Source organism: Caballeronia arationis (genome assembly GCF_001544975.2).
Classification (GTDB): domain Bacteria; phylum Pseudomonadota; class Gammaproteobacteria; order Burkholderiales; family Burkholderiaceae; genus Caballeronia; species Caballeronia arationis.
In genome coordinates this window covers 1-1,164 of the sequence record NZ_FCOG02000475.1, presented here as the reverse complement: position 1 = coordinate 1,164, position 1,164 = coordinate 1, and the positions used below count along the sequence as shown (strand labels likewise).

General features: G+C 62.7%; 1 protein-coding gene and 1 pseudogene. Both read left to right on the top strand.

Translation table 11 applies throughout. From position 1 onward, the window contains the following. Nucleotides 1–353: pseudogene (locus AWB81_RS43295) on the top strand (IS21 family transposase); the annotation flags it as partial. A 16-nt stretch (nucleotides 354–369) separates the two neighbouring features. Beyond that, nucleotides 370–1,125 carry an IS21-like element helper ATPase IstB gene (gene istB / locus AWB81_RS43290; protein ID WP_062644743.1) on the top strand — a complete coding sequence of 252 codons (756 nt, stop codon included), beginning with the start codon at nucleotides 370–372 and terminating at the stop codon, nucleotides 1,123–1,125. Nucleotides 1,126–1,164 lie beyond the last annotated feature (39 nt).

Sequence of the window (1,164 nt, the reverse complement as noted above, 5' to 3'; positions counted from 1 at the left end):
TGCCCGTCGCTCACCGCGCTCACCTGGAGTGGACGCCCGGGCGCCTGCTGAACTGGGGCGCCTCGGTGGGCCCCGGCGCCGAGGCGATCGTCCGGCACCTGCTGACCAACCGCCCGCATCCCGAAATGGGCTACCGGGCTTGTCTGGGACTGCTAGCGCTGGCCCGCAAATACGGTCGCGAGCGCCTTGAAGCGGCCTGTCAGCGCGCCCTCGTGGTCGGCTCCCCTACACGTCGCTCTGTCCTCTCGATCCTCAAGTCCGGATTGGACCGACAGGCATCGCCGCCGATCGAACTCACTGAATGGCAATCCCCCGAACACGAGAACGTGCGCGGGCCTGACTATTATCACTGACCCGAAGGAGGTCACCATGTTGATGCAGCAAACCCTCTCGCAACTCCGGAACCTGAAACTCGACGGCATGGCCCGCGCCTTCGAGGAACAAGCCGCACTGACCGCTAGCACCAGCCTGTCGTTCGAGGACCGGTTCGGCATGGTCGTCGAACGCGAACTGGCTTGGCGCGACACGCGCCGTCTTGAACGCCTGATGAAGGCCGCCAGGCTGAAGAATCCACAAGCCTGCATCGAGGACATCGACGTCCGGCAAAGCCGCGGCTTGGACCAGCGCGTGGTTGCCACGCTCGCTAGTTGCGACTGGATCCGCAACGCCCAGAACATCATCCTGAGTGGACCGACCGGCGCCGGTAAAACCTGGATCGCGTGCGCCTTTGCGCAGCAGGCATGCCGCCAAGGGTTCTCCGCGTTATACGTGCGCGCTGCGCGCCTGTTCGAAGAGTTGCGCATCGCCCATGGCGACGGCAGCTTCACACGCCGTCTCGCTCAACTCGCCAAGATTGACGTGCTATTGCTGGACGACTGGGGACTGCAGGAACTCGATCAGGGAGCGCGAAACGACCTACTCGAAGTGATCGACGACCGCGTGGGCTCGCGCTCGACGATCATCACCTCGCAGTTGCCCCTTGAACATTGGCATGCGTGGTTGCAAGACCCCACGCTCGCCGACGCAATCCTCGACCGGCTCGTGCATCAAGCGCATCGGCTTCCAATAAAAGGCGATTCGATGCGAAAGACCAACGCAAAGCAATCCGACTCATCCCCATCGTGATCACCTTCGTTATAATTCTCTGACCGCGCAACACCAACT

Bases quoted from the DNA above. Each gene is read 5' to 3' on its own strand.
- istB (WP_062644743.1), top strand. From the start codon at position 370: ATGTTGATGCAGCAAACCCTCTCGCAACTCCGGAACCTGAAACTCGAC.